The sequence below is a fragment of the Mesorhizobium sp. AA23 genome (assembly GCF_001672435.1).
Lineage (GTDB): Bacteria > Pseudomonadota > Alphaproteobacteria > Rhizobiales > Rhizobiaceae > Mesorhizobium.
Genome location: NZ_LYTP01000001.1, coordinates 453,185 through 478,835, shown reverse-complemented (window position 1 = coordinate 478,835; position 25,651 = coordinate 453,185). Strand labels below are relative to the sequence as shown.

Sequence of the window (25,651 nt, the reverse complement as noted above, 5' to 3'; positions counted from 1 at the left end):
GATATCTCTCCTTCTAACGTCCTGGAAAAAACGTGGCTGGATGGCGTTTGTTCCACCATTTGCGGAAAAAGACGATCCCCTGAAAACGCTTCACGGATGGGACTCCGCGCCGCATCGTGCGAGGCGCGGGCGCCTCGCATGAGACCTCAATGATCGGACATGCGGTCAGGCCGCGGCTTTCGCCTGCCGGTCGAAGAACAGCGCCTGACTGATCAGGGCCTTCACCATGTCTGGATTGAAGGGCTTGGTCACCAGAAACGCCGGTTCGGGACGCTCGCCGGTCAACAGGCGCTCAGGGAAAGCGGTGATGAAGATCACCGGCACCGGCGTCGAGGACAAGATCTCGTTGACCGCCTCTATGCCCGAGCTGCCATCGGCGAGCTGGATGTCGGCCAGCACCATTTTCGGACGCGTCTTGCCGAAAACGGCGACCGCCTCGGCGTGCGTGCGGGCGGTGCCGACAACGCGATGGCCGAGGCTTTCGACCATCTCCTCGATGTCCATGGCGATCAGCGGCTCGTCCTCGATGATCAGCACGTCGGTCGCGACCTGGCGAGAAATCTCGCTGCTTGCCTGGGCAAGCAATTCGGAGAACTCCTGTTCGTCGGCATCGAGGATTTCCGCCGCTTCATCCTCGCTGAAACCCTCTACGGCGACCAGCAGGAAAGCCTGCCTCGGCCGCGGCGCGATTGCGTTGAGATTGGCGGCCGCCCGCTGCTCCCAAGCTGTCTGCGCATGCTCTTGCGGCACGCGGATCGCAATCGAAGTGAAAAGCCTGGCAAAGACCTTGTACAGCGCAATGCGATCGCTCGATGCCTTGGGGAAAACTTCGGTGTCGGCGATGATGGCCTCCAGCATCGCAGCAACCAGGGCGTCACCGCTTTCCTGCGATCCCGACACGGCGCGCGAGAAACGGCGGAGGAAAGGCAGGTGAGGAGCGATGGTTGCGGACAGGCTCATATTTGACGTCTCCCTCAGATGACGTTGTTGCATTGCAAAGGCTAGACTCACTGGAAGTCCCGGCAAAACCAACGTCGGCTTTCTGAAAAAGTTCCGCCGGGCAGGGAACTAAATTAGGAAGCGGGCGTTTCCGGCTTTGGGATGGGCAACCAGACAAGGGTGCCGCTTGCGTCGTGATCTATGGTTCTAAAGCGGTTTCAGGTGCTGGGACTTAGGGCAAACATGAAAGAAATGTCAAAGAATGCAGTAACTGGCGCCCCGAGCAGGCACCGGAACGGGGGTAGCAGTCCGCTCGGACCGAACTCCGAAATCGCCCGCAAACTCAAGCAATATTACGACGAGCTGGTCTCCGATCAGGTGCCGGATCGATTCGCTCAGTTGCTCAGCCAGCTGGAAAAGGCCGAACCCGCCGAGAAAAAGGACTGAGACATGGCGGCGGTCTCCCAGAGCTTCAAGACCGAGCTGCTCGGCGCGATCCCAAGCCTGCGCGCCTTTGCGGTGTCGCTGACGCAGAATGCCGACAAGGCGGACGACCTCGTCCAGGAAACCCTGGTCAAGGCGTGGGACAAACATGAGAGTTTCCAGCCGGGCACCAACCTCAAGGCCTGGCTGTTCACCATCCTGCGCAACGAATTCTATTCGCAGATGCGTAAGCGCGGTCGCGAGGTGCAGGACAGCGACGGCATCATGACCGCCAGGCTCGCCGTCCACCCGGCCCAGCATGGCCAGCTCGATCTCAAGGATTTTCGCGGCGCGCTGGAGCAGCTGCCGGAGGATCAGCGCGAAGCGATCATCCTGATCGGCGCGTCCGGCTTTTCCTACGAAGAGGCGGCGGAGATCTGCGGCTGCGCGGTGGGCACGATCAAGAGCCGGGTCAGCCGCGCGCGCGCCCGGCTGCAGGACATCCTGAAGATTTCTGGCGAGGACGAATACGGCCCCGACGCGATCTCGGCGCAGGTGACAGGATCAAACGCCGCCTGACACCGACCTCCGGCTCTTCGACGCTACGTCGTCACGCCGCTTTCGCGCGCCTGCAGGCGAGCGCCAGGGCCTGGATCAGATCGTCTCCCGAGTAGGGCTTGGTGACCAGCTTAATCTCGGGAAAAGAGCCTTCGAGATCCTCGGCGTCGGAGTAGCCGGACGCGAAGACGAATGGAATGCCTGCGCTGCGCAGCCGCTCGGCGAAGTCGAGTGTCGAGGTGCCGCCGAGCATCAGGTCGACGATAGCGGCGTCGAACCAGGAAAACCCATCCCGCAGGTCGATTTCAGCCAGGTCGCCAACAATCGTGACCTCGGCGGCCCCTTGGTCGCGGCATAGTTGCTCGACATCCATCGCTATCAGGAATTCGTCTTCCAAGACCAGGATACGCAATCCGTCTAGCAATGGGGGCACGTGGCGGCGACTCCTATAAGGCTGCAGTCATGCGCGGTATTCGGCGCTCTGTCATTTAAAAAAGACATGACCAGCGATGCATTGCGTGAGCGGCGGAACCTCGGTCCGGGTGAAGCGTTTGTATTCGCCCGATCGGGGCAGGGGTTTCGAAGAGGGGTCGAAATGTCCGGCCAGAGCGCATATTCCCTTGCCACCCGCCAATATCCTTGCGGCAAATGCCCGCTGCGGCCGCTGCCAGTCTTTCGCGAATTCGAGAGCCAGGAGCTGTTGTTCGTCAGCGGGTTCAAGAAAGGAGAGCTTGCGGTCGACAAGGGGGCGACCGTGCTGGTCGAAGGCAGCCACAGCGCGCATCTCTACACCATACTTTCAGGCTGGGCATTCCGCTACAAGCTGTTGCCCGACGGGCGGCGGCAAATCCTCAACTATTCCATGCCCGGCGATCTCATCGGCCTGCAAGGCAGCCTAATGGGCGAGATGCAGCATTCCGTCGAGGCCTTGTCGCCGATGCTGCTGTGCGTCTTCGAGCGCGACCAATTGCACGAGCTTTACCGTAACTACCCGGGCCTGGCCTATGACATCACCTGGATGGCGTCGCGCGAGGAGCGCATGCTCGATGAAAACCTGCTGAGCATCGGTCGCCGTTCCGCGCTGGAGCCCACCGCCTATCTTGTCGCCTTCATCTCCAGCCGTGCCCGGGGCGCAGGCCTGAACGGCAAGCGGCCGGTGCAGATCCCGATCACGCAGCAGCATATCGCCGATACGCTCGGCCTTTCGCTGGTGCATACCAACAAGACGATCCGCAACCTGATGGACCGTAAGCTGATCATTTGGCGTGACGGTGGTTGCGAGGTTCTCAGCCATGAGGGGCTGACGGAGTTGGCCGGCTGGCAAGGTTTGGGTGAGGAGCGCAGACCGCTTATCTCAGGACGACCCGGACCGGGAAAACGGAACCCCGGTCTCGGCCAAGCGTTGAAATGGAAGCAAACATAAGGAGTTACGCAATGGCGACCGCCGCAGGCAGATCCGCAACAGACACTCCCCCCAGCGCCGACCTCGAAGCCGACATCCGGCAGTTGAAGGCCGATATCGAAGAGCTCACCAGGCAATTGGCCAAGACCCGGGACGACAGTTACGGGGCAGCGCGCCGCGCGGCCGCCGAAGGCGTCGAGCAGCTGCGCGCGCACGGCGAGGCAGCGTTCGAAAGCATGCGCGGAAGCGCTCAGGATTTGGAAGGGCAGTTGATAGCCAGCGTTCGCGAAAAGCCGGTGACGTCGCTGGCGATTGCGGCGGGAGTAGGCTTCCTGTTCGCGCTGCTGTCGCGCCGCTAGCAGCCCTCATATGGGGACGCTGGTTTCGCTTATTTCCGGCCTTGCTTCCGGCGAGGCAGTGGCGGCCTTGCAAAGAGCGCGGCTGACCGCAATCCTCTACGGACTTGCCGGTGTTTTTGCCCTGTGCGGCGTCGGTTTCCTCATCGGCGCGGCCTATATCTGGCTGGCGGCGCGCTACGGGCCGCTAGCGACCAGCCTCGGCTTCGGCATCGGCTTCCTGGTGATCGCCGGGCTGATTGTCGTGATCCACAAGTTGACAACCAGCATGCGGGCGCGGCGGCGCGCGCGAAGGCGAAAGGCCGACATGACGGCGGTTGGCGTTACCGCGGCGCTCGCGCTGCTCCCGGCGCTCGCGAAAAGCAAGGGCGGCCTGGGGACGCTTCTCGCGCCCGCGATCGCGCTCGCCGCCTACGCCATCTACCGCGAGAACGTGAAGGCTGGGCCTCGAGACAAGGATCGCAGCGAAACGCCATAGGCGCGGCAAGCCGATCGGGGCGGCCGACCGTGCCGGATATAGCTGTCGGATTGGGAACTTTCGCGGAAAGGGTCCGTTACCCGACCATCCCGTGCTCGGCGTGCGCGCCCCCACACCTGGAGACCGACAATGCCCAAGACCGTTCCTGAAAACGAAGCCCGCCAGGGGCACTGGGGCTGGCATGCGCTCAGGATTCTCGTCGCCGGGCTGCTGCTGGTATTCATCGCCTGGGGCGTAGCCGAGATTTATGGCGTGCTGATCAAAGAGCCGAGCACCGAACAGCAGCACGTCCCACAACCTCCAGGGACCGAGCAGGCGCCTGCTCCCAGCGGTCAAACACAGTAGTTTTGAGGTCTTGGCTCCATTCAGGCTGCCTTTGCCTGCGCGCTGCTTCTAGGGACCAGCACGTTAAGGGTCGCTGGATGGATCTCGACCGTGGTTTCGCGTTCCAGCTTGACCAACTCTCCGTCCATCACCGCCTTGAACTTTGTCGGCGAGGAATGAATTTTCAGCACGGCCTTGTCAGCCTGGTGGATCTCGACATGTTCGCTTTGGCGCCACCGGCCGCGCAGCATGGCAAGCAGCAATTTTACCAAGTCACGGCGCCGGCGCGCAACGCTGACATAGATGCCAAGCACGCCGCCGGCCGGATTGTCCGCATAAGGCAGATGACCCTCGCCGAACAGGTTGTTGCTGATGCCAATTCCGGTCGCGCGGGTGATGATGTCGGTCTTGCCGATGGTCAAGGTCACCTTGAGGGTGCGCGGGTTCTTGATCGTTGCCCATGCGGCGCGAACTGACGCCCGCATCTTTCCCAGCCGCGAGCCAAAATCCATCTTCTCGCGGAGCTGGACCATTCTGGCATGCATGCCGATTGAAAATTGATGCACGAAGGGACGGCCATTCGCGGTCGCCATATCGACCGCCTTGACCTCGCCGTCGGTAAAGGCCTTCAAGGCGGCTTCCAGTGTCTGGGGGATGCCAAGGCTGCGCGCGAAAAGGTTCATCGTACCAGCCGGCAATATGGCCAACGCCTTCTTCTTGTTCATCAGAAGCGAGGCGGCGGTGGACACCGTTCCGTCGCCGCCTCCGGCCAGCACGACATCGACGTTGCGCCTGGCTATGGCCTTTTCCAAAGCCGTAGCGATTTCGCCGCCCGCAACGATGTCGATCTGAACCGAATGTCCAGCCGCTTCCAGAAGCTCGCGGACCCGGTCGGCAAAGGCTGCAACATCGGTCGTGCGCAGGGTGCCCCCCTCCTTGTTCAGCACCGCAGCAAACCGCATGCCCCTCTCCGTCCTGCTATTGTTAGGCCAAAAACGAGCTCTCAGCCGGAGGCTGAAACGGAAAAGGGCCGCCGAAGGTTCCGCGTCAGGGAGCAAGTCAAGCGCCGTGGACGGGCGCCGTTTGGAACAAGGCTCCCCTCACGACGTTGTGAAATCGTGGAATATTGCCGCGCTCGCCCTTGCCTTGTGCGAGGCCGCGAACGCGGCGCGTAGGAAATCAGGCACGAGGAGAGACGATCATGATGCGCACTCTTTTTGCAACGACCGCGCTTGCAACCCTCCTAGCAACCGGGGCCTTTGCGCAGAACACAACGCCTGCACCGGCGCAGGCGCCCGCCACCGAAACCCCCGCGCCCGCCGCCGAGACCCAAGCTCCAGTAGTACGTGCAGACGGGGCGCTGATGACCAATATCATCGGTGAATCCGTCTATAATGGGACCGGCGACGATGCCGAAGACATCGGCAAGGTCGACGACGTCGTTTTCGATGCAAGCGGCAACGTAAAATCCGTCATCATCGGCGTCGGCGGCTTTCTTGGCGTCGGCACCAAGGATGTCGCCTTCGATTACAACAAGCTGGAATGGGCCGAGAAGAACGGCGACCGCTGGCTCGTAGCGAAGACGACCAAAGACGAGCTGAACGCGCAGGCGGCCTTCGATCGCAAGGCCTATGATCCGGCCCCGGCGCAAACGACCGATGCCACGCAGCCAGCGACCACCGACACCGGAACGGCGCAAGCGCCCGCTCAGCCGGCCCAGCCGGTAGAGAAGGCTGAAGGCAATCTCGCCACCAACATCATGGGCGAGTCGGTCTATAACGGCACCGCCGACGACGCCCAAAAGATCGGCGACGTCAACGACATCGTTCTTGCCAAGGACGGCAAGGCCGAATCCCTCGTGATCGGCGTCGGCGGCTTCCTGGGCATTGGCGAGAAGAACGTTACCTTCGACTTCGCCAAGGCCAAATGGGCGGAGAAGAATGGCGATCGCTGGTTGATCGCCGAGACGACGAAGGAAGAACTGGAGGCCCAGCCGGACTTCAACCGCAAGGCTTATGATCCGGCGCCGGCCGCAGCCACCACGGCTTCGAACACTGCTCCGGCAACGACCACCCCTGCCGTGACCTCGTCCGACACCACGGCCGACAAGGAGGCCAAACCGGCTCAGCCGGCCCAGACGACGGCTGAGACCAAGCCCGCGGCGCCGGCTGCGAATACGACGGCTGAGAACAAGCCAGCCGATACCGGCACAGCCGCCACCGACACGACCAAGACAGCCTCGATCGACAAATCGACGTTGAACGAAATGCCGATGGGCAACATCAGAGTCGACGATCTGAAGGGCACCACGGTATACGGCGCCAACGATGTCGAGATCGGCGAGATTGGCGACGTCGTGCTGACGCCCGACAACAAGCCGGATGCGGTGGTTATCGATGTCGGCGGTTTCCTCGGCATCGGCGAGAAGGAAGTCGCCCTCGGCATGGATAAGCTGAAGTTCATGACCGACAAGGACGGCAACAAGTATCTCTACACCAACTTCACCAAGGAGCAGTTGGAGGCGCAGGCAGCCTACGACAAGAGCTCCTATGCCGCAAACCGCGACAAGCAGAGGATGGTCCTGCAGTAAGGGACCAGGCAGCAGCAGGCAGCAGGGAATACGCGTTTCGCTATTCCCTGCTGCCTGCTGTCTTGCTCACGTGGCCGACCACTCCGTCCTTTGTCAGCTCCGCCAGCGCGAGTGATTGGTCGAGATGGTTGGCGCGCCAGGTGAGCATCTTCTCGGCGAGTTCCACGCGCACCGGCAGATAGGCGGGGTCGTGCGCGACGTTGCTCAACTCGTCCGGATCCTTAGACAGGTCGAAGAGAAGCGGCGGCAGGCCGCCGCCGAAATGGACATATTTGAAAGCCTCGGTGCGAAGGACGGCAAGGTTGCAGTCGCGTGAGCCGATGCCGAAATGCCGCTCGGCTTCGCCGTCGGCGACCGAGCGGAAATCGAATTCCCAGTGCGCCGCGTCGCGCCAGTCGGCCGGCTCCTCGCCGTCGAGCCAGGACGCCAGCGACCTGCCGTCGAGGTGCGGTTCGGGTGCTGCGCCGATCAGGTCGAGCAAGGTCGGGAAGACGTCCACCGCCTCGGTGAAACGATCGATGGAAGCGCCGGCCGCTTCTGTCCGGCGCGGATCGCGCACGATCAGCGGAATGTGGTAGCTGGCGTCGAAGAAGCCGCCTTTGCCAAGCATGAAGTGGTCGCCCATCATCTCGGCATGGTCGGAGGTGAGCACAACCACAGTGTCATCCCAACTGCCGGCCGCCTTCAGCGCTTCCCAGATGCGGCCGAGCTGCGCGTCGAGCTCGGAGATCATGCCGTAGTAAAGCACACGGATCCGGCGGAAATTCTCCTCGCTCCAATCCCGCACCTTGCCCTCGGCGCCGGGAACGAACTTCGTCCGCTTCTGCAGGCCAAGATCGTATGCGAGGTAGGGGTGGCTTTGCGCCTCGGCCTGCCAGTTCGCCGCGCGCCGGAAAGCGGGGCCGTCGGCCGGGTCGTACATGGTGTTGTGGGGCTGCGGCACGATGAAAGGCGGGTGCGGGCTGATGAAGGAGATGTGCCCGAACCACGGCGCCGCCTGCTCCTGTTCGCCAAGCCAGCGGATGAATTCGCCGGCCAGGAAAGCCGCCGGCGTCTGGTCCTTCGAATAGACCGGCGGCGCATTGCTTACATCATCGCCGACCTTGCCCTGCTTGCCAGCCGGACGATGGATGCCCGGTATCCCGGTGCTCGTGTCGATGCCTTGCGTCCGCAGCCAGGACAGCCACTGCTTCTGATGTTCGGGCAGCAACTGCCGGACGCTGAAGCCGGGCAGCACGCCTTCATAACTCCTCAGCCGCGGATCGCCGGCCGCAAGCCGGCGCGGACCCGGCGCAACATCGGTATAACCGAACAGCGTGGGGTCATAACCCACCGCGCGTGCAGAAAGCGCGATGTTACCGTGGCGGGCGTCGAGCGGCGAGCCGTTGCGGCAGACCCGGTTGTTCATCTGATAGAGGCCGGTGTAGAGGCAGGCGCGCGCCGGCGAGCAGGGCGCCGCTCCACCGTAGTGGCGCTGGAACAGCACGCCCTCGGCCGCGAGCGCATCCACATGCGGCGTTTTCACCACCGGATGTCCCGCCGCCGACAGACAATCGCCGCGCCACTGGTCGCAGGTGATGAGAAGAACATTCGGGCGGCTCACTCGGTTCTCCAAACTCTTCTCCTCAAGACGGTGCGCCCGCTCATGGAGCCGAAATTTCCCGATCGGCGCAAGGAGGCAGTTTCATCAATTGGTGAACATAGGTCTTATGGCCGTTCACTTTTGTGATACAGTCCATTCTGAGTTTGGTCGCTTTGCCGGGCCCGGCGCTATCCTCATATTGCGGTGGACAGCGGCAAGGGCCGCAGCAAGGATAGGGAAGGAGCAAGACCATGCTCAATCAGATCAAGGGCCTGCATCACGTTACCTCGATGGCAAGCGATGCGCGCCGCAACAACGAATTCTTTACCAAGAAGCTCGGCCTGCGCCGGGTGAAGAAGACCGTCAATTTCGACGCACCGGACGTCTATCACCTCTACTATGCCGACGAGTTCGGCACGCCGGGCTCGGTGATGACCTATTTCCCGTTCCCCGACATCGGCAAGGGCCGGCATGGGGTGGGTGAGGTCGGCACCACCGTCTTCTCGGTGCCGGAAGGCACGCTCGGCTATTGGGAAAAGCGCTTCGCCGACGAGGGCGTCAGCGGTGTTGGCCGCAGCGAAAGCTTCGGCGAGAAGCGGCTTGCCTTCACCGGCCCCGACGGCGACAGTTTTGCGCTGGTCGAAGACAAGGCCGACGGCAGAGCGCCCTGGGTGAAGGGCGGCGTCCCCGCCGATGAGGCGATTCGCGGCTTCCACTCGGTCGCGCTGAGACTGAAGGACGGCGGCGCCACCGAGGAGCTGCTGAAGTTCATGGGCTATGAAGAGGTCGACAAGTCCGGCAACATCCGCCGGATGGCGATCAAGAACGGCAACGGCGCCGACGTCGTCGACATCGAATCGCTGCCGGGCGCAGGCTTTGCCAATCTCGGCGCCGGCTCGGTGCACCATGTCGCCTTCGCGGTCGAGGATCGCGCTAGGCAGCTCGAAGTGCGCAAGGCGCTTGTCGACACGGGTTACGGCGTGACGCCGGTCATTGATCGGGACTATTTCTGGGCGATCTATTTCCGCACGCCGGGCGGCGTGCTGTTTGAGGTGTCGACCAACGAGCCGGGCTTCAACCGCGACGAGGACACCGCGCATCTCGGCGAGGCGCTGAAGCTGCCGACGCAGCATCAGCATCTGAGACCCTATCTCGAACAGCATCTGCAGAAGCTGGAAGACTGACGCCATGAGCAAGAACGCCTACATCCACAAAGTGCTGCCCGGTTCGCCGGGCAGCGCGCTGCTGTTCGTCTTCCACGGCACCGGAGCCGACGAGAACCAGCTTCTGTCCTTCGGTCGCGAGCTCGCGCCTTCGGCGACGATAGTCTCGCCGCGCGGCGATGTGTCGGAGCAAGGTGCCGCCCGTTTCTTCCGCCGCACCGGCGAAGGCGTCTACGACATGGACGACCTCGCGCGGGCGACGGCCAAGATGGCCGGCTTCGTCAAGGCGCATGTCGAGGCGGCAAAGCCCTCGGCGGTGTTCGGCCTCGGCTATTCCAACGGCGCCAACATCCTGGCCTCGGCGGTGTTCGCCGAGCCAGGACTGTTCGATGCCGCGGCGCTGATGCATCCGCTGATCCCGTTCGAGCCGCAGGTGCAGGGCAGCCTTGCCGGGCGCCGCATCCTGATCACGGCCGGCAGGCGCGACCCGATCTGCCCGCCGAACCTGACAACGCGGCTGGAGGCCTATTTGCGCGCCGACGGGGCCGATGTCACAGTGGAATGGCACGACGGCGGGCACGAGGTGCGGCCGAATGAAATCGAAGCGGCGCGGCGGCTCTTTGCCCTCTCGCTCGTCGGCGCAGGAGGCAAGAAAAATGGCTGACCAGCTGCCTGAGATCGAACTGGAAGATCGCGGCTCCAAGGGTCGCTACGTGCTGCGCGGACCAGGCGGCGCCGAGGCCGAAATGACCTTCACCAAGGTCGGCGAGCACCAGCTCATCATCGATCACACCGAGGTGCCGGATGTCTTTCGCGGCCAGGGCGCCGGGCTTCGCCTGGTAGCCCGCGCCGTCGAGGACGCGCGCGCGGCGGGTAAGAAGATAATCCCGCTCTGCCCCTTCGCCAACGCCCAGTTCCGCCGCCATCCGGAATGGGCCGACGTGCTGAAATAGTAGCACTTGTCTTCCCCTTCTCCCCCGGGGAGAAGGGGGCCGCGAAGCGGCCGGCTGAGGGGAGTTCCAGGGAAAACCGACGTCTCACTCCGCTGCAGCGCCCCGAACCGTCTCGGCGCTGCGCGCCGATCCATCGCCGCCGGGGGCGAGCGACGCGTCTCGCCCAGCCATAAATGCGAACACGCGTCTGGCATTTGCGCAGTTCGGCCATCTTGCCTAATTAGACAGATCACCTGGGATTCTCCCGCCCCGATCCGCCACCTCAAAAAAGCGAATGGCCTGATGACCGAATCCGACCTCATTCCCGTTTTCGACGGCCACAACGACACGCTGCTGAGGCTCTACCAGTCGAACGAAGCGGATGTCGAAAAGCTGTTCATCGAGGGCACGCCGGGCGGTCACATCGACATGCCGCGCGCCAAAAAGGGCGGTTTTGCCGGCGGCATGTTCGCCATCTTTCCGCCGCCGATCGAAAAGACCAAGCGCAGCGCCGTGCCGCCGGCGCCGAGCGACAACGAACCACTGCCGCCGGAACTGCCGCGCGCCGAGGCGGTCACGTCGACCATCGGCATGGCCTCGATCCTGTTCAGGCTCGAGCGCGCCGGCGCGCTCACCGTCTGCCGCAGCGCCGGTGATGTGCGCGAGGCGATGGCGAATGGCTCGATCGCCGCGGTGTTCCATATCGAAGGCGTCGAGGCGATCGATCCCGAACTTGCCATGCTCGACGTGCTCCATGCCGCCGGGCTCCGCTCGCTGGGAATCGTCTGGAGCCGGCCGAACGCCTTCGGCAACGGCGTCCCGTTCCGCTTTCCCTCGTCGCCCGATACCGGGCCGGGCCTGACCGACGCCGGCAAGGCGCTGGTCAAGGCATGCAACCAGCTCAGGATCATGATCGACCTCTCGCATCTCAACGAGAAGGGTTTTCGCGATGTCGCCGCGCTCAGCGATGCGCCGCTGGTCGCGACCCACTCCAACGTGCATGCGATCTGCGGCCATTCGCGCAACCTCACCGACTGGCAGCTCGGCGCGATCCGCGAAACGGGCGGCATGGTGGGCCTGAACTTCGCCACCGGCTTCCTGCGCGAGGACGGCCGCATGAATGCCGACACCAGCCTCGACATCATGCTGCGCCACATCGAGTCGCTGTTGCAGGCGCTGGGCGAGGACGGTGTCGGTCTCGGATCCGATTTCGACGGTGCCATGATCCCGGCGGTGATCGGCGACGTGGCAGGCCTGCCGAAGCTCCTCGATGCGCTCGCCGCTCGCGGCTTCGGGCGCGCGCTGATCGAGAAGATCGCTTATCGGAATTGGCTGCGTGTCCTTGAAAGGACGATCGGATAAAGTGACAATCTTGGACGTTCGGAATTGGGCCAGAACGCTCCCCCAACGTCGTCATCCTAGGGCGAAGCAGGAGAGCAGCTCCGTCGCGCTGCGGGCTTACGCACCCAAGCGCTTAAGCCATTCCTTGCCGACACCGCGGTCGCGGATGATCGGCAAGGGGTCTTCATGGTCGAGCCGAGCGCAGATGCGGTAGACCTCCAGCGTGTCGGCATCCATCTCGCCGCGCTTGAAGAAGAACATCGCCGCCGCATAGCGGGTGCGGCCGGACCACATCTCGCCGAGCGGCGTGTTGACCAACTGCCACTGCTCGGCCGCTTCCGCCTCCGCGTCCAGCCTGTCCGCATCCCCTTCCACGTCAAAAATCCGTCGGCGGGTTGGCGGTGCGGCGGTCGAGCTTGATGAACGGTCGCGGCACCACTTTCGCCCGCTTCATCAGCTTCTGGTACCGCAGCTCGCGCAAGGCGTAGATCTCGACCCAGAGGTCGTCGACGACCCTATCGCCGTAAGGCCGTTGCAAGGAGGCGATGGCGATGTTGCGCTTGGCCATGGGCGACCACATCGCCGCGCTGACGAGCCCGACCTCCCGGCTCTTCTTCCAGTAGACGATGGCGTGCTCGGCCGGGATGTTGCCTTCGATCTCCAGCCCGACCAGCACATGGCGCAGCTGCTTCTTCGCCCGCGCTTCGAAGATGGGGCGGCGGCCGTTGAAGTGGCCTTTGTCCGGATCGACCATGAAGCCGAGGCCGATCTCGTCCGGCATGCGCAGGCGGTCGGCACGGATGGCGTGCTCGGCAGTGGTGAAGTCGGCATTGGCGACGATCAGCCCGGCTTCTAGCCGGGCGCGATTGAGCGCCGTGTAGCCGATGGCGCGGATGCCGCGCAGCCCGCCCGCCGCCATCAGCCGCTCCCATAGGCTCAACGCCTTGTCCGCCGGCACGAACAGCTCGTAGCCGAGATCGCCGGTGAAGCCGGTGCGCGAGATGGTGATGGCAGCGCCGTCATGCGCGAAGTCGGCGAGGTCGAAAACCTTCAGCCGCTCGATGCCGGCAAAGCCGGCGTCGCGCAGGATGGCGAAGGAGGTTGGGCCTTGCAGCGCGAGCCCGGCGATCGCTTCGGTTTCTTCCTCGACGCTGACCTCGTAGCCGATGGCGCTGTCAAGCAGCCAGGGCAGATGCCGCTCCTGCGAGCACAGCCGAAAGCGCGTCGGCGACAGCCGGAACAGCGTGCCGTCATCGAGGACGAAACCTTCGTCGTCGCACCAGGCGGTGTAGTGGACGCGGCCCGGCTTCAACCTAGTCACGTCGCGCAGCGTGACACGGTCGAGATAAGCTTCAGCGTCCGGACCCTCGATCCGGTATTTCGTCATCGGCGAGATGTCGAGGAGTGCCGCCTGGCTGCGAATGGCAAAATATTCCAGCTCCTCGTCCCAGAGCGAATGCGGCGCGCGGTAGCCGGCCCAATTGTACCAGTCGTTTGTCAGCGCCAGCGCGTCGATGCGCGGCTGGAAAGGTGTGCCGAGCCGAAGCGTGCGGAAGTGGGATTGCGCAAGGGTGCGGGCGGAATTGATTTTCACATGACGATTCATGTTGGCGTCGTAGAGCGCTGCGTTTGTGAATGGCGAAATCATCTCATGCCCTTATCGCGATGATGCGGCGTGCGGCGTTGAGGCCGGGGGCGCCGGAGATGCCGCCGCCGGGATGCGAACCGGCGCCGGCAAGGAACAGCCCTTCGAGCGGCGTGTCGTAGCCCGACCAACCGGAGACCGGCCGCGACATCAGCATCTGGTCGGCCTGCAACTCGCCGTGGTGCCAGTGACCGCCGGGCATGCGGTAGCGTCCCTCGATGTCGGCCGGAGTCAGCAACTCGGGATGACGCACCGTGGCGCCGATGCCAGGCGCATAGGCTTCGAGCTGCGCCATGATCGCCTTGAGGAATTGCGGCTTGCCGGCGGTCCAGCCCTGTTTCAATGCATAAGGTGCGTATTGCACCACCGCGGAGAGCACGCAGGCGCCGGAGGGTGCCAGCGAAGGATCGACCAGGCTGGGCAGCGTGATCTCCATCACCGGCTCGGGCGAGAACTCGCCATATTTCGACGGGTTGAAGGCGCCCTCGACATGGTCCGGCGAAGGCGCGATGACGAGTCGGCCCTTGTGGCCAGCGGCGTCGACGCCGGCAAATTGCGGCGGCCGGTCGAGCGCGAGATGAAGCTTCGCCGCATCGCCCTTCATGCGGATGTTCTTCATCTTGCGCACGAAACCGGTGTCGACCTCGCGCGGCCCGGCCAGATCGAGGATCGTGGTTGCGGGATTGATTGCCGAGACGACGGCTTTTGCGCGCAGCGCTTCGCCGCCCTGCGTGACGACACCTACGGCGCGGCCCTTCTCGACGACGACCTTGGCGACCGGCGAAGCCAGACGGATCGAAACCCCCGCTTGCTCGGCCGCCGAGCGGATGGCGGCAACGACCGCGCCCATGCCACCCTTGGGCTGTATCTGCGCGCCGGCGAGCCCGCCGATCTCGCCAGCGAGCCGATAGTAGAGGCCGAGCAGCGATGTCGGCGAGCGCGGACCGAGATGGCTGCCCAGTGTCGCGTCGAAAGCGAGCAGGCCTTTCAGCCTGTCGTCGGAAAGCTGCTCGTCGAGCAAGTCGTAGACGTTCATCAAGAGCACGCGCAGGAAGTCGCGCATGTCCTCCTTGCCGAGCTTCTTCAGCGCCAGCGCCGTCTGGCCGAGCCCGGTCATTTCGGCGAGCGACATGCCGGCGAGGTCCGGCGGGCGGCGCGACAGGAAGGGTTTCAGCACGCCGGCGTAGCGCAACAGCTGCGCGCGCAGGTCGCGCCAAGCCGACTGCTCCGACGGGCTGGCGCCCGTCAGCGCCTCGCCATAGGCGCCGTGCAGCACCAGCGGGCCGTCTTTCGACAATGCAATCGACGGCACCAAATCGCCGCGCTCGATCTTCAGCCCGTGGCGCTCGAGCTCCAGCGTCTTCACCACATCGGGATGCAGGCGGTTGAGCAGATGAGCGACCGAGGAGACGCGAAACCCCGGCGCGAATTCCTCGGTGCGCGCCGCGCCGCCGACCTCCTTGCCGGCCTCGAGCAGCAGCACCTTGCGTCCCGATTTCGCCAGCGTGGCGGCGGCGACCAGGCCGTTGTGCCCGCCGCCGATGACGATCGCGTCCCAATTCGTTTCAGATGACGTCATGGGCCGGGCTCATATGCAGGGTTGGTTTGGCGAGATCGCGCAGGATCTCGGCGGCGGCGTTGCGTCCGGGCGCGCCCATGACGCCGCCGCCCGGATGCGTGGAGGAGCCGCACATATAGAGCCCGCCGACCGGCGAGCGGTATTGCGCATAGCCCGGGACCGGGCGATTGAACAGCAGCTGGTCGAAGGTCAGTTCGCCTTGGAAGATGTTGCCTTCGGTGAGGCCGACCTCGGCCTCGATCTCGCGCGGCGTGCGCACCTCCATATGGACGATGCGGTCGCGGAAGCCGGGCGAATATTCGGCGATCTGCGCAACCACGCTCTCGGCGAAGCCGTCGCGGTCGGCGTCCGTCCAGTCTCGGCCGCCAATTTTGGGCGGCGCGTATTGCACGAAGCAGCTCATGAAATGTTTTCCCGGCGGCGCCATGGTCGGGTCGAGTGTGGTCGGGATCACCATGTCGAGGAAGGGATCGGCCGACCAGCGCCCGGCCTTCCAGTCGTCATAGGCGCGCTCCATGCGCTCGATTGAATCGGTGAAGTGCATGTCGGCGCGGTAGACCGGCGAATCCTTCGGCAGAGCCGGGAATTGGGGAAGTGAATCCAGCGCGATGTTGACCTTGCCGGACGAGCCGCGGATCTTGAAGTTCCTGACCCGCCGAAGGAAGATGTCGGGCAGCTCCTTCTCCTCGACCAGCTTCAGGAAGGTGCGCTTCACGTCGGCGTTTGAGACGACGAGCTTGCCGTGGACCTCTTCGCCGCCGGCCAGTACGACGCCCTTGGCCCTGCCGTTCCTGATCAGCACGCGCTCGACCTCGGCGCCGGTGCGGATCGTGCCGCCGGAGGCCTTGAACGAGGCGGCGAGCGCCTTGGTCACGGCACCCATACCGCCACGCGCGTAGCCCCAGGCGCCCACCGAGCCATCGACCTCACCCATATAGTGGTGGAGCAGGACATAGGCCGTGCCGGGCGACATGGGCCCAAGCGCCGTGCCTATGATGCCGGAGAGCGCAAAGTTCGCCTTGATGACGTCGGTCTCGAAATACTCGTCGAGGAAGTCGGAGATCGACATCGTCCAGAAGCGCAAGGTCAGCGCCATCTCCTCAGCGGTGAGACCGGCGAATTTCTTGCCGAGATAGAGCAGCTCGCCAAGATCGCGCGGCTTGAAGCTGGTGGGATCGGGCGCGGTGCGCATCAACAGCGGCTGGATGAAGCGGCACTGCCTTGTGACGTCGCGCGAATAGCGGTCGTAGGCCTCGGCGTCGCGCTTGGAGAAGCGGGCGAATTCGCGGCGATGCGCATCGTGGTCGCGGTAGTTGGCGAGATAGTCGCCGTCGCGCGTGAACACCGCGCCGCCTTCATAGGAGATCACCTGCAGGCCGAAGCGCGGCAGCTCCAGATCGCGCATGATCTCGGGCCGGAACAGCGAGCAGACATAGGAGCAGTTGGAGTAGAGAAAGCCCGGCGTCAGCTCGCGGCTGGTGGCCGCACCGCCGACCCAGTCGTTCTTCTCGACCACCAGCACGTCGAGCCCGGCGCGCTGCAGATAGCCGGCGTTGACCAGCCCGTTGTGGCCGCCGCCGATGACGATCGCGTCCCATGCCTTCATGTGCGCTCAACCTCCCTCCGGCCGCCCGTTTTTGGGTGCGATTTGTTCCCCGATCAGCCGAATTTGGCACGGCTCACGGTTTTTTGTCCAGCCATTTTGAATGAATGTTCAACAAATGGTGTTGCGTTTCTGCGTTGATGCGCTAGGCTTTGCCCCGCATTTCTGGTGTCCACTAGCGCGAAGGTGACTTCGGCATTTGAGGCCTCAGTCCGATGATCGAAACGGCTAACGCCGAGCCGGAATATGACGACGCGGCCATTCGCTTCCTCGAGGCGCTCTGGGGCGATGGCTACCTCTCCCCGGGCGGCCCGGACGAAGTGGACCGCGTGGTCGAAGGCCTCTCGCTCAAGGTCAAGACGATCCTCGATCTCGGCTGCGGCGCCGGCGGCGTCACGCTGGATCTGGTCGCGCGCCATGGTGCGGCGCATGCGACCGGTTTCGATGTCGAGAGGCCGGTGATCGAGACGGCAAAGCGAAAGGCGGCTGCGCAGGGTCTCCAGGACCGCGTGAGCTTCGTCCAGGCGCCGCCGGGACCGCTGCCTTTCACCGATGCTTCCTTCGACGTCGTCTTCTCCAAGGACGCACTGTTGCATGTCCGGGACAAGGATGCCCTGTTCGCCGAGATCTTCCGCGTGCTGAAGCCCGGCGGCGTCTTCGCCGCGTCGAACTGGATGATCTCGCATGACGGCGAGCCGTCTGCGGACATGAAGGCCTATCTCGCGGCGGAAGGCTTGTCCTTTGCCATGGCTTCGCCGGCGCGCTACGCCGAAGCGATGCGTCGTGCTGGCTTCCGCGACATCAGCGTCCGCGACCGCAACGCATGGTACCGGGAGGTGGCGCGGGAGGAACTGGCGCGCCTGAAGGGGCCACTCTATCAAGCGCTCGCCGCCGCGGTCGGCGGGGGCTATGTCGACAAGAACATCCGGACCTGGGAGGCGATGCAGAAGGTGCTTGACAGTGGTGAGCACCGCCCCACTCATCTGCGCGGTTGGAAGCCGGTCGGATAGCCGGCAATGCTGGAGACCGTCACGCTCATGAAGAATGCAGAGGCCAGGGATGCCTTGCCCGAACCGGCACGAAAAGGAGACGCCGAGAAGCGCGGCCGCAAGGCTTCGAAAGAAGTCAGGCAACTCCAGTTGATCGAGGCGACGATCGATTCACTGGCCAAGCGCGGCTATGCGGAAACGACGATGGCCGATGTGGCCGACGGCGCGGGCCTGTCCCGCGGCATCGTCAACTTCCATTTCGAAAGCAAGGAGAAGCTGCTCGTCGCCACGCTGCAATATATGTATGACGAGTATTCGGCGCATTGGCGCGCGGCCTTGCAGAAGGCAGGCGACGATCCGGCGCGGCAGCTGCAGGCGCTGGTGTGGGCCGACTTCGATCGCTCGATCTGCAACAAGCGCAAGCTCGCCGCCTGGTGCGCCTTCTGGGGCGAGGCCAAATCGCGGCCGACCTACCAGGCGCTGAGCAGCTCGCGCGACGCTTACTACCAGCAGGTGTTCATCGATCTCTGCGCGACGCTCAAGCAAAGCGGCGGCTATGCCTATGAGCCGCAGGTCATGGCGCTGGCGCTATCGGCCATGCTCGAGGGCCTGTGGCTGCGGTTGATGATGGGCACCCAGGACACCACGCGCGAGACCGCGCTGCAGGCGGCCAACGCGTTCCTGGCCGCCGCCTTTCCGAAACACTACGATTAACGTCAGCCCGGGGTTAGCAACAGCCGGCCAGCAAGACCGGCAAGACCAAAGAGGATGGAACAGCATGAAGAAACTCAGCCGACGCCTGACACTTACTTTGGCGCTCGCCGGCGCGCTGGCGTCTTCGGCGGCAGCGTTCGCCGTTGCCGCCGACAAGGACCTCATCGTGTTCGACTGGTCCGGCTATGAGGACCCCAGCTTCCACGGCAAATATGTCGAGAAGGACGGCGACTCGCCGACCTTCGCCTTCTTCGGCGATGAGGACGAGGCATTTGAGAAGATCCGCTCCGGCTTCAAGGCCGACCTCGGCCATCCGTGTTCGCAAAGCGTGGTGAAGTGGCGCGAGGCGGGGCTGTTGCAGCCGCTCGACACTTCCAAGATCGCCGGCTGGAAGGATCTCAACCCCGGCATCATGGCGATGAAGGACCTTGCCACCACCCCCGACGGCAAAGCCTGGTTCATGCCTTGGGACTGGGGTGACACGCAGCTCACCTTCAACTCCGACAAGATCGCCGAGAAGGACGTGCAGTCGCTGAAGGCCTTCGCCGATCCCAAGTATAAGGGACGCGTCTCGATCGGCGACAATGTCGACGACGCCTATGCGCTGGCCAGCCTCGCCATCGGGCTGAAGGACTGGACAAAGATGACGGACGAGCAGTTCAAGCAGGCGTCCGATTTCCTGCGCCAAGTGCACAAGAACGTGCGCTCCTACTGGACCGACACCACCGACATCGTGCAGCTGCTCTCAGGCGGCGAGGTCGATCTCGCCTGGGCCTGGAACGACGCGGCGGTGCAATCACAGGCCGCCGGCGTGCCGATCAAGTCCAAGAAGGATACCGAGGAGGGCATCTCGACCTGGGTGTGCGGCTATGTGCTGTTCAAGGACGCGCCCGGCAACATTGACAAGGCCTATGACTATCTCAATGCCGTCAACGATCCGGAAGTCGCCAAGGTGCTGGTCAAGGACTGGGGCTACGGCCAAGCCAACGCCAAGGGCATGGCCGGTGTCGACCAGGCGGTGCTCAAGGAAAAGGGCTACGACAACGTGGAAAAATGGGTCGACAAGACGCTGTTCCAGCAGCCGCTGCCTTCCGAGCTCAAGCTGAAGATGATCGCCGAGTTCGAGAAGATCAAGGCCGGCTATTGAACAGCAAGACCGAAAGCACCGACGTTGCAATCGTCGGCGCCGGCTTCACTGGCCTGTCGGCCGCGCTCGAATTGAAGCGCGCCGGCATCGATTTCCTTGTCCTGGAAGCGCGCGGCCGCGTCGGCGGTCGTGTGGAAGGTGTGCGAAACGGGCTCGGCGAGCTGATCGACAGCGGCGGCCAGTTCCTGTGCGAAGACATGCCGGAGCTGATGGCGCTGGCCAGGGCGCGCGGCAAGACCTTCGTCAAAACCTTTGTCGATGGCGATTTCATCACCCATCCACCGATGTCGGTCGACCAGGCCGGACAGACCTATGTGACCGCGATGGCGATCCGCGACCGCATGAACTGGACCGAGCCTGACGATCCCGCGATCGCCGGGCTGACCGTCGCCTCCTGGCTCGAACGCCAGACCGATCCGGTAGATGCCAAAGCCGCCTTCCGCTCGATGATCGAAGGACTGTGGTGCCTGGCGCTGGAAAAGGTGCCGCTCTGGTACCTGATCGACAATGATCGCCGCATCACCAACGACGTCCCGGAACTGCAATATTCTCTGCGCGAGACCATGCAGTCGCTGGCCGCGGACCTGGCGGGCGATCTCGGTGACCGGCTGCGGCTGAACGAGCCGGTCATTCGCGTCGAGCGCGGGCCGTCCGGCGTTCGTGTCGTCGTCGGCAGTGGCGCCGTCGAGGCGCGCGAGGTCCTGCTCGCCCTGCCGCCTGCGACGGCCAACAGGCTCGACTTTCGGCCTGCCTTGTCAACGGCCTTGAAGAAGGCGCTTGGCGTCTGGGAAAGCGGCGCGGTGGTCAAGATCCTCGTCCGCTATGCCAGGCCGTTCTGGCGCGAGCGCGATCTGAGCGGAATGGTTATGTGGCGCGACATGCCGGGCCTGTTTGCCTGCGATGCCAGCAGGGACGCCGAGCATGCAGCGCTCGTCGTCTTCATCGGTGGACCGCTGGCGCTGCGCTGCCGCAAGCTGGGTGCTGCGGCGTTGCGCGCCGAGGTCATTGCGAAGCTCGCGGATGCGCTCGGTCCGGACGCGGCCGATATTCTCGATTTCAGCCAGCGCGACTGGACGCATGACCGCTGGAGCGGCGGCGCCTATAGCGATCTCATCGTCGACGTGACGGCAAGAGATGCCGAGCGCACGATCCTTGCCGGCGCGCCGCCGATCCATTTTGCGTCGTCGGAAGTGTCGCCGTCCTTCCCCGCCTATGTCGAGGGCGCGATCGTGGCCGGACGCATCGCCGCCGGGAAGATTTTGGCGCGGCTTCAGTCCGCCATCGCCACCAGGGCCTCTGGGTCGTAGGCGAGACGGATCGGCGCGCCGACCGGAATGTCGTCGGCGCCGAAATCATTGGTCTCGGTCACTGAGAGCGGCTTTTCCAGCCCCTGGATTTCGACGATCAGATGCGTGATCTCGCCGAAATAGTGGCGCTCGACCACCGTGCCGGCGACCTCGAACTTGGCCGTCGCATTGTCCCAGAGCACGCGCAGCCGCTCCGGCCGGATGCCGAGCGTCGCCGCGCCGCCGTTGCGCACGAAGGCCTTCGGCTTGTCGGTCCTCACACGCCCGAAGCCAAGCGTGTCGACAACCAAGGACACGCCGTTCTCCTCGACGATCTCGGCCTTGACGAAATTCATGCCGCCGAGGAAGTCGGCGACCTGGCGGTTGACCGGGCGCTGGTAGATTTCCTTGGGCGAGGCGACCTGCGCGATACGGCCGCCGAACATGACGGCGATGCGGTCCGACATGGCCAAAGCCTCATACTGATCGTGCGTGACCAGCACGAAGGTGATGCCTACCGCCTGCTGCAGCCGGCGCAACTCGACCTGCATCTGCTCGCGCAGCTTCTTGTCGAGAGCCGATAGCGGCTCGTCGAGCAGCAGCACCTTGGGACGCATGACCAGCGCGCGGGCCAGCGCCACGCGCTGACGCTGGCCGCCGGAGAGTTCGGTGGCGCGGCGCTTGCCAAGGCCGGTCAGCGACACCTGCGCCAGCGCCTCCTCGACGCGGCGCTTTTCTTCGCCGCCCTGCAGTTTCAGCCGCTTCAGCCCGTAGGCGACGTTCTGCTCGACATTGAGATGCGGGAAGATCGCGTAGCTCTGGAAGACCATGTTGGTCGGACGCCGGTTGGCGGGAATGCCGTCCATCGGCTGGCCGTCGACCGCGATCGAGCCGCTGGTCGGCGTGTCGAAGCCGGCGATCATGCGCAAAAGCGTGGTCTTGCCGCAGCCGGACGGCCCGAGCAGCGAGAAGAACTCGCCCTCCCTGATCGCGAGCGATGCATTATCCAACGCCTTGAACGCGCCGTAGCTGCGCGTGACGTCGCGGATCTCGATCATGGTGCGATCGGACATCGTTCGCTCGGACTGGACCCGCTCAAGCATAGAGGCCTCCCTCGTTCTGGGTGCGTCTCGCCGCGCGGCGGCGCAGGATCTCGGCAACGGTCATCAGCACGAAGGACGCCGCCAACAGCAAGGTGCCGAGCGCCAGCACGCCGGGGAGCTTGGCCGCGAAGCGCAGCTGTCCCCAGATGTAGATCGGCAGCGTCGCCTCGGTGCCGGTGAGGAAGAAGGCGATGATGAACTCGTCGAGCGAGATGGTGAAGCAGGCCAGCAGGCTGGAGATGATCGCCGGCGCCACCATCGGCAGCGTCACGCGCCGGAAGGTGCCGAAGGCGCTTTCGCCGAGATCGGCGGAGGCTTCCTCGAGGCTGCGGTCGAAGCCTTCGAAGCCGGAGGTCAGCACCGTCATCGAATAGGGAATGCAGACCAGCACATGCCCAAGCACGACCGTGAACAGCGACAGGCTCAAGCCCAGTTGCAGCATCACCAGGAGCATCGAGATGGCAACGATGACCTCGGGCAGCACCAGCGGGGCCATGATCAGCCCGTTGACGGTGCGGCGGCCGGGATAGCGGTAGCGGGTGATCGAACGGGCAGCGAGAATGCCGAACACGGTCGACAGGATAGCGGCCGAGGCGCCGACAACCAAGCTGTTCCAGGTGGCGTCGATCAGTGCCGGCGTGCGCGGCAGGTCCTGGTACCAATGCAGCGTGACGCCTGAGAGCGGGAATTTCGGCGTCGCCGCGGTGTTGATCGAGAAGATCGGCAGGAAGATCACCGGCAGATAGAGGAAGAGGATGTAGAGCGCGGCGTAGCTCGACAGCCAGCTTGGCAGGTAACGTCTGATCGCCGTCATCGCGCCAGCCTCTGCAGCGCGCGGATGACCAGCACCGCGGCGCCGGCCATCAGCGAGACGATGACCATGGTGGTGACGGAGAGTGCTGCGCCGAGCGGCCAGTTCGACGCCTTGCCGAATTGCGCCTGGATCGCGTTGGCGATCATGACGCCGTCTTTGCCGCCGACTAGCTTCGGCGTGACGTAGTCGCCGACGGTCGGGATCATGACGATCAGCGCCGCTGAGATGACGCCTGGCGTCGACAGCGGCAAGGTCACGCGCAGAAAGGAGCGCAGCGGCCCGTCGCCGAGATCGGTCGCCGCTTCGACCAGGGTGCGGTCGACCTTCTCCAGCGAAACGAAGATGGGCAGGATGGCGAAGGTCGCCCAGGCGTGGGTCAGCGTGATGATGACCGCGTTGGAATTGTAGAGCAGCGCAGTCGACGGCTCGTCGATGAGACCGAGGCCCATCAGGCCGGAATTGAGCACGCCGTTGTAGCCGAGGATCACCTTCCACGACATCACGCGCAGCAGGTAGCTGGTCCAGAACGGGATGGTGATGAGGAACAGCCAGAGGCTCTTCTGGCGGCCGCCATGGAAGGAAATGAAATAGGCGATCGGATAGGCGAGCAGCACGGTGAGCAGGCTGACCGTCAGCGAGATGTAGAGCGAGCGCCAGAGCAGGTCGCGGTAGATCGGCTCGGTCAGCGCGATCCGATAATTCTCCAGCGTGAATGTGTGGTCGATGGTCAGGTAGTCCTGCGTCCAGAAGGAATGGGCTATAACAACCAGGATCGGCAGGACGAGAAGGATGAGCGCGTAAAGGAAGGTCGGGCTGATCAGCGCAATGCCCTGGACGGCTTCCGACTGCAGAAGGGGACTTCGTCTGGCTCTCGCCATGCGCAGCGGGGGCGACCCTTCCGCGGCGGCCGTCATTGCAGCGCTCCGGGCGTGATTGCAGTTGCCGGCTCGGACTGTCCCGCCATACGGCCTTCCCATTGATCAGCGCCGACTGCCTGGTCCCAATTTATGTGCCCGGAGCGATCACTCCAGACTTGCCGGCTTTCTTTCATCATGAGCGCATCCACCGATTGAAATCAAGCGCTATTTCTGCAATATTGATTGAATGGACATTCAAAATGAAGTGACGAAAAGCCGAATTTCCATGGCTTCCCGCTTCGTTTCATGTCTCTGGAAATCACCGCAACGGACCATGCGAGGCTAAGATGGCGGCTGCACGAGAGATCAAGGCGAGGGAAGTTGTCGAGCCCGGGGACGACGATGCGGTCGAGCTGGCCAAGCGCCATCTGGTCCAGCCCTGGCCCTATGCCGGTTCGGTCGGCGCCGAGGCACGGGCGCTGATCGGCGAGGGCGAGGGCATCTACATCACCGACGCATCCGGCAAGCGGCTGATCGACGGTCCGGCCGGCATGTGGTGCATCAATGTCGGGCATCGCCGCGAGGAACTGGCAAGGGTGATGTACGACCAGGCGATGGCGCTGTCCTACAACACGCCTTGGTATACGATGAATGCGCCCTCAGCCGAGCTTGCGAGACGCATCGCCGATGCCGCTCCCGGCGATCTCAGTCACACCTTCTTCACCACCGGTGGCTCGTCGGCGGTGGAGACGGCGCTGCGCTTCATGCAGTTCTACAACAATGTGCGCGGCAGGCCGGAGAAGAAGCTGATCCTCAGCCGCGGCGGCGCCTATCACGGCTCGACCTACCTGTCGGCCTCGCTCAACGGCCGCCCGCGCGACCGGCACTGGATGGATGGTGCCGACGAGCTGGTAATCAAGCTCTCCTCGCCCGATCCGTTCCGACGGCCGAAGGAGATGAGCATCGACGCCTTCACCGATTTCCTCGTCGACCAGTTCCGCGACACGGTCGCGCGCGTCGGCGCCGGTCGCATCGGCGCCTTTGTGGGCGAACCGGTGCAAGCTTCGGGCGGCGTCGTCGTGCCGCCGGACGGATACCTGAACCGCATCCGTGAGATCTGCCGCGAGAACGAGATACTCTATGTCTCGGACGAGGTGGTGACCGGCTTCGGACGGCTCGGCCATCTTTTTGCCTCAGGCGACGTGTTCGGCCTCGATCCGGACATGATCACCTTCGCCAAGGGGGTGACCTCGGGCTATTTCCCGCTTGGCGGCATGATCATCTCGGAGCGGCTGCTGGAGGAACTGCGCCGCTCCAACCATCCCGATGCGCTGTTTGGCCATGGCCTCACCTACACCAGCCATCCGATCGGCTGCGCCGTCGCGCTGAAGAACCTCGATCTTTTGGAAGAGGGCGTGCTTCAGCATGCGCGCGAGATCGCGCCCTATTTCCAGGCGCGCCTGAAAACGCTCGAGGAACTGCCGCTGGTCGGCGAGGTACGCGGCGCCGGCCTGATGGCTTGCGTCGAATGCGTCGCCGACCGCGAGAGCAAGGATCCGCTGCAGCTCGACAAGGATGTGGGAAAGCGTATCGACGCGCATTGCCATGAGCTCGGTCTCTTGGTGCGGCCGCTGATCAACATGTGCGTGATGTCGCCGCCGCTCATCATCAGCCGCGAGCAGATCGACGACATGGTCGCGATCCTGCGCGAAGGCATCTCGCGCACGATGGATGATCTGAGGAAGGAAGGCGTCTGGCGGGGGTGAGAGAGCGCCCCTCTCCCCGTTCTACGGGGAGTGTAGCCGGCGGGTGAGGGGCAGCGCCAG

26 protein-coding genes and 1 pseudogene are annotated in these 25,651 nt (G+C 64.0%); 16 read left to right on the top strand and 11 right to left on the bottom strand.

Annotated features, from left to right (window positions below):
* Positions 1–165: 165 nt before the first annotated feature.
* Positions 166–960, bottom strand: a complete 795-nt coding sequence (locus A9K66_RS02265) for a response regulator (protein WP_067002122.1) — start codon at positions 958–960, stop codon at positions 166–168.
* A gap of 222 nt (positions 961–1,182) precedes the next feature.
* Here A9K66_RS02265 and A9K66_RS02260 point away from each other — a divergent pair, with 222 nt between their 5' ends.
* Together A9K66_RS02260 and A9K66_RS02255 are read left to right on the top strand one after the other, a co-directional pair.
* A complete protein-coding gene (locus A9K66_RS02260; RefSeq protein ID WP_067319677.1) occupies positions 1,183–1,386 on the top strand; it encodes a NepR family anti-sigma factor in 204 nt (67 codons plus the stop codon).
* A gap of 3 nt (positions 1,387–1,389) precedes the next feature.
* The gene (locus tag A9K66_RS02255) at positions 1,390–1,941 is read left to right on the top strand and encodes an RNA polymerase sigma factor (RefSeq protein WP_040973662.1); all 552 of its coding nucleotides are present in this window, start codon (positions 1,390–1,392) and stop codon (positions 1,939–1,941) included.
* 31 nt (positions 1,942–1,972) lie between these two features.
* On the opposite strand, the gene A9K66_RS02250 is transcribed toward A9K66_RS02255, so the two are convergent.
* Positions 1,973–2,317, bottom strand: a complete 345-nt coding sequence (locus A9K66_RS02250; protein ID WP_336618911.1) for a response regulator — start codon at positions 2,315–2,317, stop codon at positions 1,973–1,975.
* 198 nt (positions 2,318–2,515) lie between these two features.
* Here A9K66_RS02250 and A9K66_RS02245 point away from each other — a divergent pair.
* The 4 genes and pseudogenes from A9K66_RS02245 to A9K66_RS02230 form a co-directional block, all read left to right on the top strand.
* Positions 2,516–3,274 (top strand): annotated as a pseudogene (locus A9K66_RS02245) (Crp/Fnr family transcriptional regulator); the annotation flags it as partial.
* An 80-nt stretch (positions 3,275–3,354) separates the two neighbouring features.
* Entirely contained in the window at positions 3,355–3,681 is a 327-nt protein-coding gene (locus A9K66_RS02240; protein WP_067319273.1) for a DUF883 family protein, read from the top strand.
* 10 nt (positions 3,682–3,691) lie between these two features.
* Complete coding sequence (locus A9K66_RS02235) at positions 3,692–4,156, top strand: phage holin family protein (protein ID WP_067002131.1); 465 nt, start codon at positions 3,692–3,694, stop codon at positions 4,154–4,156.
* Between the two features lie 129 nt (positions 4,157–4,285).
* Entirely contained in the window at positions 4,286–4,501 is a 216-nt protein-coding gene (locus A9K66_RS02230; RefSeq protein WP_067002134.1) for a hypothetical protein, read from the top strand.
* 20 nt (positions 4,502–4,521) lie between these two features.
* Here the strand turns inward: A9K66_RS02230 and A9K66_RS02225 are convergent, their stop codons facing one another.
* A complete protein-coding gene (locus A9K66_RS02225; RefSeq protein ID WP_067319271.1) occupies positions 4,522–5,442 on the bottom strand; it encodes a diacylglycerol kinase family protein in 921 nt (306 codons plus the stop codon).
* Positions 5,443–5,681: 239 nt separating this feature from the next.
* On the opposite strand from A9K66_RS02225, the gene A9K66_RS02220 reads away from it, so the two are divergent.
* Positions 5,682–7,070: a PRC-barrel domain-containing protein gene (locus A9K66_RS02220; RefSeq protein ID WP_067319269.1), complete on the top strand. Its 1,389-nt coding sequence runs from the start codon at positions 5,682–5,684 to the stop codon at positions 7,068–7,070.
* A gap of 40 nt (positions 7,071–7,110) precedes the next feature.
* Here the strand turns inward: A9K66_RS02220 and A9K66_RS02215 are convergent, their stop codons facing one another.
* The gene (locus A9K66_RS02215) at positions 7,111–8,673 is read right to left on the bottom strand and encodes an alkaline phosphatase family protein (protein ID WP_245307355.1); all 1,563 of its coding nucleotides are present in this window, start codon (positions 8,671–8,673) and stop codon (positions 7,111–7,113) included.
* A gap of 230 nt (positions 8,674–8,903) precedes the next feature.
* On the opposite strand from A9K66_RS02215, the gene A9K66_RS02210 reads away from it, so the two are divergent.
* The 4 genes from A9K66_RS02210 to A9K66_RS02195 all read left to right on the top strand — a co-directional run bounded on the left by A9K66_RS02210 (position 8,904) and on the right by A9K66_RS02195 (position 12,109).
* On the top strand, positions 8,904–9,836 hold the full coding sequence (locus A9K66_RS02210) for a VOC family protein (protein ID WP_067319265.1): 933 nt from the start codon (positions 8,904–8,906) through the stop codon (positions 9,834–9,836).
* Positions 9,837–9,840: 4 nt separating this feature from the next.
* Positions 9,841–10,479, top strand: coding sequence for an alpha/beta hydrolase (locus A9K66_RS02205; protein WP_067319263.1), 639 nt, complete (start codon positions 9,841–9,843; stop codon positions 10,477–10,479).
* Complete coding sequence (locus A9K66_RS02200) at positions 10,472–10,768, top strand: GNAT family N-acetyltransferase (protein WP_067319261.1); 297 nt, start codon at positions 10,472–10,474, stop codon at positions 10,766–10,768. The genes A9K66_RS02205 and A9K66_RS02200 overlap by 8 nt, the downstream gene beginning before the upstream one ends.
* A gap of 282 nt (positions 10,769–11,050) precedes the next feature.
* Positions 11,051–12,109, top strand: a complete 1,059-nt coding sequence (locus A9K66_RS02195; protein WP_067319258.1) for a dipeptidase — start codon at positions 11,051–11,053, stop codon at positions 12,107–12,109.
* Positions 12,110–12,205: 96 nt separating this feature from the next.
* Here A9K66_RS02195 and A9K66_RS02190 read toward each other — a convergent pair whose 3' ends face one another.
* Genes A9K66_RS02190 through A9K66_RS02175 form a run of 4 tightly spaced genes read right to left on the bottom strand, consistent with a single transcriptional unit; the run spans position 12,206 to position 16,918 of the window.
* The gene (locus tag A9K66_RS02190) at positions 12,206–12,463 is read right to left on the bottom strand and encodes a hypothetical protein (RefSeq protein WP_082953643.1); all 258 of its coding nucleotides are present in this window, start codon (positions 12,461–12,463) and stop codon (positions 12,206–12,208) included.
* A 1-nt stretch (position 12,464) separates the two neighbouring features.
* Positions 12,465–13,694 (bottom strand): aminomethyltransferase family protein, encoded by a 1,230-nt coding sequence (locus A9K66_RS02185; RefSeq protein ID WP_067319671.1) that lies wholly within the window; start codon positions 13,692–13,694, stop codon positions 12,465–12,467.
* A gap of 43 nt (positions 13,695–13,737) precedes the next feature.
* Complete coding sequence (locus A9K66_RS02180; RefSeq protein ID WP_067319256.1) at positions 13,738–15,312, bottom strand: NAD(P)/FAD-dependent oxidoreductase; 1,575 nt, start codon at positions 15,310–15,312, stop codon at positions 13,738–13,740.
* Positions 15,299–16,918 carry an NAD(P)/FAD-dependent oxidoreductase gene (locus A9K66_RS02175; RefSeq protein WP_067319254.1) on the bottom strand — a complete coding sequence of 540 codons (1,620 nt, stop codon included), beginning with the start codon at positions 16,916–16,918 and terminating at the stop codon, positions 15,299–15,301. The genes A9K66_RS02180 and A9K66_RS02175 overlap by 14 nt, the downstream gene beginning before the upstream one ends.
* Positions 16,919–17,130: 212 nt before the next feature.
* Here A9K66_RS02175 and A9K66_RS02170 point away from each other — a divergent pair, with 212 nt between their 5' ends.
* From A9K66_RS02170 to A9K66_RS02155, 4 genes are all read left to right on the top strand, one after another.
* On the top strand, positions 17,131–17,925 hold the full coding sequence (locus A9K66_RS02170) for a class I SAM-dependent methyltransferase (protein ID WP_067319251.1): 795 nt from the start codon (positions 17,131–17,133) through the stop codon (positions 17,923–17,925).
* A gap of 6 nt (positions 17,926–17,931) precedes the next feature.
* Positions 17,932–18,618 (top strand): transcriptional regulator BetI, encoded by a 687-nt coding sequence (betI, locus tag A9K66_RS02165; protein WP_067319249.1) that lies wholly within the window; start codon positions 17,932–17,934, stop codon positions 18,616–18,618.
* Positions 18,619–18,682: 64 nt separating this feature from the next.
* The gene (locus A9K66_RS02160; RefSeq protein WP_067319247.1) at positions 18,683–19,765 is read left to right on the top strand and encodes an ABC transporter substrate-binding protein; all 1,083 of its coding nucleotides are present in this window, start codon (positions 18,683–18,685) and stop codon (positions 19,763–19,765) included.
* Positions 19,762–21,072 (top strand): flavin monoamine oxidase family protein, encoded by a 1,311-nt coding sequence (locus tag A9K66_RS02155; RefSeq protein WP_067319245.1) that lies wholly within the window; start codon positions 19,762–19,764, stop codon positions 21,070–21,072. Before A9K66_RS02160 ends, A9K66_RS02155 begins: the two co-directional genes overlap by 4 nt.
* Here the strand turns inward: A9K66_RS02155 and A9K66_RS02150 are convergent.
* From A9K66_RS02150 to A9K66_RS02140, 3 genes are read right to left on the bottom strand one after another with little or no spacing between them, the layout of a single operon-like run.
* Positions 21,036–22,109 carry an ABC transporter ATP-binding protein gene (locus tag A9K66_RS02150; RefSeq protein ID WP_067319669.1) on the bottom strand — a complete coding sequence of 358 codons (1,074 nt, stop codon included), beginning with the start codon at positions 22,107–22,109 and terminating at the stop codon, positions 21,036–21,038. The genes A9K66_RS02155 and A9K66_RS02150 overlap by 37 nt on opposite strands.
* A 37-nt stretch (positions 22,110–22,146) precedes the next feature.
* Positions 22,147–22,968: an ABC transporter permease gene (locus tag A9K66_RS02145; RefSeq protein WP_067319243.1), complete on the bottom strand. Its 822-nt coding sequence runs from the start codon at positions 22,966–22,968 to the stop codon at positions 22,147–22,149.
* Positions 22,965–23,882: an ABC transporter permease gene (locus A9K66_RS02140; RefSeq protein WP_067319241.1), complete on the bottom strand. Its 918-nt coding sequence runs from the start codon at positions 23,880–23,882 to the stop codon at positions 22,965–22,967. The genes A9K66_RS02145 and A9K66_RS02140 overlap by 4 nt, the downstream gene beginning before the upstream one ends.
* Before the next feature lie 290 nt (positions 23,883–24,172).
* Here A9K66_RS02140 and A9K66_RS02135 point away from each other — a divergent pair, with 290 nt between their 5' ends.
* Complete coding sequence (locus A9K66_RS02135; protein WP_067319239.1) at positions 24,173–25,591, top strand: aminotransferase; 1,419 nt, start codon at positions 24,173–24,175, stop codon at positions 25,589–25,591.
* Positions 25,592–25,651: the final 60 nt, after the last annotated feature.